Origin of the sequence: Microcystis sp. LEGE 00066, assembly GCF_015207925.1 — a bacterium.
Taxonomy (GTDB): Bacteria; Cyanobacteriota; Cyanobacteriia; order Cyanobacteriales; family Microcystaceae; genus Microcystis; species Microcystis ichthyoblabe_A.
Genome location: NZ_JADEVX010000216.1, coordinates 1 through 6424, shown reverse-complemented (window position 1 = coordinate 6424; position 6424 = coordinate 1). Strand labels below are relative to the sequence as shown.

Annotated in this window: 2 protein-coding genes and 3 pseudogenes; 2 read left to right on the top strand and 3 right to left on the bottom strand. The window is 42.6% G+C overall.

Going from position 1 to position 6424, the window contains the following annotated elements; genetic code table 11:
- Positions 1-172: 172 nt before the first annotated feature.
- Entirely contained in the window at positions 173-862 is a 690-nt protein-coding gene (locus tag IQ224_RS20540) for a lecithin retinol acyltransferase family protein (RefSeq protein WP_002788351.1), read from the bottom strand.
- Positions 863-971: 109 nt separating this feature from the next.
- Positions 972-1115 (bottom strand): annotated as a pseudogene (locus IQ224_RS20535) (transposase); the annotation flags it as partial.
- A 534-nt stretch (positions 1116-1649) separates the two neighbouring features.
- On the opposite strand from IQ224_RS20535, the pseudogene IQ224_RS20525 reads away from it, so the two are divergent.
- Positions 1650-4597 (top strand): annotated as a pseudogene (locus IQ224_RS20525) (sulfatase-like hydrolase/transferase).
- Positions 4598-4707: 110 nt separating this feature from the next.
- Positions 4708-5676: a formylglycine-generating enzyme family protein gene (locus IQ224_RS20520; protein ID WP_194033440.1), complete on the top strand. Its 969-nt coding sequence runs from the start codon at positions 4708-4710 to the stop codon at positions 5674-5676.
- A 38-nt stretch (positions 5677-5714) separates the two neighbouring features.
- Here the strand turns inward: IQ224_RS20520 and IQ224_RS20515 are convergent.
- Positions 5715-5900: pseudogene (locus tag IQ224_RS20515) on the bottom strand (AraC family transcriptional regulator); the annotation flags it as partial.
- Positions 5901-6424: the final 524 nt, after the last annotated feature.

Below are 6424 nucleotides of genomic sequence, written 5' to 3'. Positions count from 1 at the left end.
GTGTAGGGTTTTACCGATTTTGAGGTAGTCAGTTACCTAATTTTCAGGGAAAAAGTACCTGAATTTTACCCCCGATCACTCCAAGGGTCAGCACTTTTTGAGGGAAAAAAGTCTAAAAGCCTTATCCAACAAGGTTTTTAGATTTATTCAGCCAACCCTACTTACATCCAGACTAACCGTTAGCAATCACCAGACTTTTAAGAACATTTTCGGTCATGGCCGCTATTTGATCCAATTGTTCCTGATGGCGTTTTGCCTGTTTTTTGGCTTCTACCTTGCGTTTCAGGGCTTCCCGGGCTAAATCATCGCGATTTTTGCTTAAAGCTTCGATCGCCACTCGATTCCATGTTTCTGCTTCTTGAAGGGCTTTTTTGTACTGGGGTTGAATTTCATCCCAACTGACCTTAAGATTGCTTAAGGCCCCTTTTAACAGGGTTTGGGCATTGTTGGGGTCGGCTCCGATGAGGGATTTTTTCAGGGGTTCGTAGAGTCCCACCGCTTGTAAATGGGTAATAATCGGGATAAATTCTTCTATCTGTTGACTTTTGCTAATACCCGTTTTACACCAAGTGGCAAAATGTTCGCAGTTGTTAAAAAGAAGATTATATTTCTGCTCCCCCAGACGACTTAGCGCCCTTTCTACCACCACATCGGGGATAAAGGAAAATCCCACCTCTACATAGCGCACCACATAGATTTTACCGCCCCTAGCAAAGGTTTCTAGGGAAGTTCGTTCCACAATCTCGCTCGGTTTTCGGTAATGAATGACGCTACCATCACCGCAATCGATGCCATGATGGGCATAAGCACCCTGAAGATTGAGCAATTCCCGATAGGCGTATATTTGATCCCCTCTAGCCATATTTTTTTAGTGATAAATTAAACAAGGAGATTATCTATTGAGTCAGTTTCTCCGGTTATTAATAAGCCATTCAGATTTGGCTATTTTGGTTTTCGTGTTTTACTTTTTGTTATGAATTAAAGCCAGCAAACAGCTTAAGTCGAAGATGTTCAAGATTGCTGCATCCATAACTTGTTCTTTTAATAGGCTTTATTTTTGTATTCATGCCCTCAGTTAATCCATTGGTTGTATAATTTTCACAGTAATTACCTAACCGTTGACTCTGTGGAAGGACTCTGCTGGGGCAGCGGAGAAGGAGAATCACTAACCCTCCTAGAGGCGCGATTCCTGATTTTGAAAATATGCGCTGCCGCTTTTTAGCCAGACTTTCGCCATAATTTTTGATTATCATCCTTGATCCAGAAGAGCCTTTTCTTATTTTACTAAAGAATGCTTAACAGAGAAACACCAGCCAGTATAATAATACAACCAAATAGTCTTTGTTTGATATTTTTTCCATGAAATAAAAAATAGCCATACCCCACACTCATCAATAAACTGCTTTGTTTCACCGCCACTGAATTCGCCGCCACCGTTCAATTAAATCTTTTGCCAGATAAAGATTTAGTCGATTTATGCCCCCCTATCGAACCATAACAAGTAACGAAGAACCTTCAAGGTCAAGTTTTATGACAGGATTCAACGTTTCTACATCTAGTCAGTCAGGTACTGGTACACTTCAAACTTGAATGGGCCGCTCTCAGACGAGCGAATCAGACACCTGTGACAAGCCTCTTACGGAGACTCTATGGCTAAACAATTCAACGGGACAATCGCCCTCGATATTCGTGATTCCGTACCCGATTGGGAACCCTACGCCGAACCGAAAGCACCCGCAAATTCACCGAATATTCTTTACATAGTCATTGACGATACGGGATTTGGTGCCTGGGAAATGTTTGGTGGCAAAATTAAAATGCCCAATTTAGCTCGTATTGCCAAAAAAGGCTTAATTTATACCAACTTTCACACTACCGCTCTTTGTTCTCCCACTCGTTCATCCCTATTAAATGGACGCAATGCTACCAGTAACGGGATGTCTTGTATCGAAGAGGCGACAGCGGGTTTCCCTGGTAATAATGGTCGCATTCCCTTTGAAAATGCCATGATTCCAGCCGTATTGAGTGAGCGTGGCTGGAGTACCTTCGCCCTTGGTAAATGGCACTTACTGCCAGAAGAAGAGGCAAATATGGCATCCACGAAGCGGCATTGGCCTTTAGGTCGTGGTTTTGAACGCTATTATGGCTTTTTAGGCGGAGAAACCGATCAATGGTATCCAGATCTGGTCTATGATAACCATCTGATTGAACCTCCTTATGGTCCCAATATGGGGGATACAGAGAACGGTTATCATCTGTCGAAAGACCTGGTAGATAAGGCAGTTGCCTTTATCCAAGATCAAAAGGCGATCGCTCCAGATAAACCTTGGCTGATGTACTTCTCTCCCGGTGCCAACCATGCACCCCATCAAATCTGGCCTCAGAAGATCCTAGATTATGCTTATAACACGAGCCTGGGAGATCCCGATAATCCAGAAGATTTATCCTTTGTCGAGACAAGTATCTTTAAAGATGGCTATGAAGTCTATCGCAGCAGCAATTCTCATTTTAAGGTTTCATGACATTAAAACCCTTGCACCTAGAGGGGTTAATAATTCTTAACGAATCTCTAGATCGCTGAAACAACGCAAAATCGTTTCAAAATGAGAATTGCTGCTATCGCAGAGAAGTCCTTGCCAAAATGAAAGAATTAGGCATCTTTGGGGATGAGGTAACAGAACCCTCGGTGATTAATCCTCATGGTGAAGGTGCGCTTGCAGAACCTAACCCTGACCACACTAAGATCCAAGGAGTTCCTGATGGTAAGACGTGGCCTCAAACTGATTGGGTAAAACCTTGGGAAGGATTAAGTCCCGAAGAAAAGGCATTATTTATCCGTATGGCCGAGATTTATGCGGCATTCTCCACCTATACCGATGAACAAATTGGTCGTTTGCTCGATTTTCTCGAAGAAACGGGTCAAATGGATAACACCATCATTGTTGCTGTAGCTGATAATGGTGCTAGTGCAGAAGGTGGGCCTAATGGTTCAGTCAATGAAAATCTGTTCTTTAACGATATTCCCGATGATTTTGACAAGAACTTTGCCCTTCTCCAAGATTTAGGCACACTGAAAACCTATAATCACTATCCTACAGGATGGGCTTGGGGCTTTGATACGCCGTTCAAATACTGGAAACGTTGGTCAGGTTATGAAGGTGGTGCTGCAACTCCCTTTATGATGTGTGGACCGGGTATTAAGAAGTCACGAATGGCAGATACGGGGATTCGCAAACAGTACATTCACGCGGTTGACTTAGTACCTACCCTTTACGAAATGTGTGGTGTAGAACCCCCAGAAGTGGTTAAAGGTTACACCCAAAATCCCATTGAGGGAATTAGCTTCGCCTATACTTTCGCTCCCGAATATGCTCAACCTGAGTATCAATTTGCTTACAGACTCTCTGACAAGCAAAAACCCAAGGATGCCAATGGAAAACCCAAAAAAGTGCGAGAAACTCAGTTCTATTCCATGTTAGGAACAAGGGGAGTCTGGTATAAAGGTTGGCACGTTTGTACTGTCCATGCTCCTGCACCTTCTAATTGGGGTAATTTTGAGAAGGATATCTGGGAATTGTACTGTATGGATGGGGATCTGGAATTGGAATTAACTCCCGATCCGACTCAATCTCGTAACTTAGCTAATGACCCGAAATATGCCGATAAACTCGAACAGATGAAGTATATGTGGTTCGTGCAAGCAGGGTTATACAAAGGTATGCCTCTTGATGATCGCTCGGCTGCTGAGGTATTGGGTGGAGATCGTCCCCAATTACGTCCCCCAGCATTTGCTCAAGATGACCCAAAGGATGCTACCTTCAGTTACACCTATTATCCAGGGGGATCAGAAATTCCCGAAGCCGTTGCTCCGAATACCCGAGGTCGTTCTTACGAAATCGAAGCCATTGTTGATTTCTCCACGGGTGAGACTCCTGAAGGGGTAATGATAGCTCATGGAGGACGTTTTGGTGGATATAGTTTCTATATCTACGAGGGCAAACTCTGTTATGTCTATAACTGGTTAGGACAACAGCAACAGAAGATCACTTGTCCACTCCCTAATCTTGCCGACAAGGAAAATACACTCAAAGTTGTATTTAACAAGAAGCCCAATCAACCGGATAGCAAGTTTGGTGGTAGTACTATTGGTGGTAGTACTATAGGAGATATACAACTCTATATCAATGGTATTAAGCAAAGTGCCACGATTGAGAGAGCTTTCCCTGAAGATCCCGATAAATTCCTGGTTGTACTTTCCAAGAAGCCAAATCCAAATTCAGAACCACTAGAGAGCAAGTTTGGTGGTAGTACCATAGGAGAGGTACAACTCTATATCAATGGTATTAAGCAAAATGCCACGATTGAGGAAGCTTTCCCAGAATATCCTGATCAATTCCTGACTCAACCGGGTAAGTTTTCCCTATGTGGGGAGGGATTTAATATTGGTCGAGATCCCGGACAGCCTGTATCATCAGACTACGAACATGAGTTCGAGTTTGAAGGTGCGAAGCTGAAAAAAGTCATTGTCACGATTAAAAATGACGCGGGCGCGATCGATCCTGAGAAAGAATTAAGAGGGATGTTGTGGCGTGACTAATCTGCTTAGTCTGTAGCATAGACCCGATTTGCTTTCAAAGCTGTAGGGGTAATTTCTGAATTGCCCCTACCCACTCTAACCCTTGATAAAATAAAGGCTATATCTTGAGTATGCAAATATCTCAAAACCCCTCATCTGCTCCAGGTAAACCTCCCCATAAAGATCTGATCTGGATTCCGGGGGGAACATTTGAAATGGGGTCAAACAGTCGTAAATATCCTGAAGAAGGCCCCGTCCACACCGTAACCGTTAGCGGCTTTTGGATGGATAAATATTTGGTCACTAATAAACAATTTAGAAAATTTGTCAAAGAAACAGGATATATTACCTTTGCTGAAAAACCACCGAAAGCAGAAGATTATCCTAATGCTGATCCTGAAATATTAGTTCCCGGATCTGCCGTTTTTGTGAAACCAGATCGTCCCGTTGATCCTCGTACTGTCTGCTGGTGGCAATATATACCGGGGGCAAATTGGCGACATCCGGAAGGTACTGGAAGTTCAATTAAAAATCGAGAAAACCATCCTGTAGTACATATTGTCTATGAAGATGCCCTTGCCTATGCAAAATGGGCAGGAAAAGAACTCCCAACTGAAGCACAATGGGAATTTGCTGCACGAGGGGGTTTAGAGGGGGCAGAATTTGCTTGGGGTGATGAATTTATGCCTAATGGTAAAGTCATGGCTAATACTTGGCAAGGACAATTTCCTTGGCAAAATCTCAAACCTCATGCACCCGGTCCAGAAGCAGTAGAAAGCTATCCCCCCAATGGTTATGGACTTTATGACATGATAGGTAATGTCTGGGAATGGACACAAGATTGGTATCAGGAACAACATCCCAAAAACCCGACTAAAGCCTGTTGTACCCCGAAAAATCCCCTAGGCGGAACCGAAGAAGATAGTTATAACCTCAAACTTCATCCCTCAATGCGAAAACCCCGTAAAGTCCTCAAAGGAGGCTCTTTCCTCTGCGCCCCTAACTACTGCGCTCGTTACCGTCCCGCCGCGCGCCATCCCGAAGATATCGACACTTCTACCAATCATATCGGTTTTCGCACGATTTTTTGTCCTGATTAGAATTTATTACCGCTCACAATGACAATTAAGATGGCTCATTATGTTCTATTTTTAAAAGTTTCAGAGGGAAAATAACCAAACAGTTGTTTATAATCAGAGGCAAGATGTCCTCGCTCAAAAAAACCTAATTCTTCGGCAATTTGATAAATTAACGTTGGTTCGGGGTTTTGGGTAATGGATTGATATAAGGTGTTAAGACGAAGCTTTTTAAAATAATTTTGAGGAGACGTTTCTACTCTAGCTTATATGACGCAGCCAAGTACTCTAAGCGATCGTGCTTATATGTCGCCCCAAGAACGAGATCTAGCCTATAAGAAAATGCGTGAAGATATTGAAGGTCACAAACGTCCTTTAGGCTGCTAATAGTCTAAATTTAGATCTCTTAACTGAAGTTTAATTAATGATTTTTGAGACGCGTTTCTAACGTGCCTTTTTTCAAAATCTTATTTAAACTTTGGCGATCATAATTGACATTAATTCCTTACATTTTCACGAGTGTGCTTAGGTGTCTCATGCCAACGATACTTTTAGCCAGCACCAAACCTACCCAGCAGCACATCAAGGTAAATGTACTTATGTAGGATAATCATTTTTGAGCAGTGGTTTGAGAAGCTCTTTCATCCCACATTCCGCACCCTCAACTGTCACAGATCAAAAAAGCCATTAAAGTAGTACATAATAACTAAAATTAATTCAAAGGTTAAAAGGGTTAATGAGAATATATAGCATTAAAAGGGGTATGGAGCGA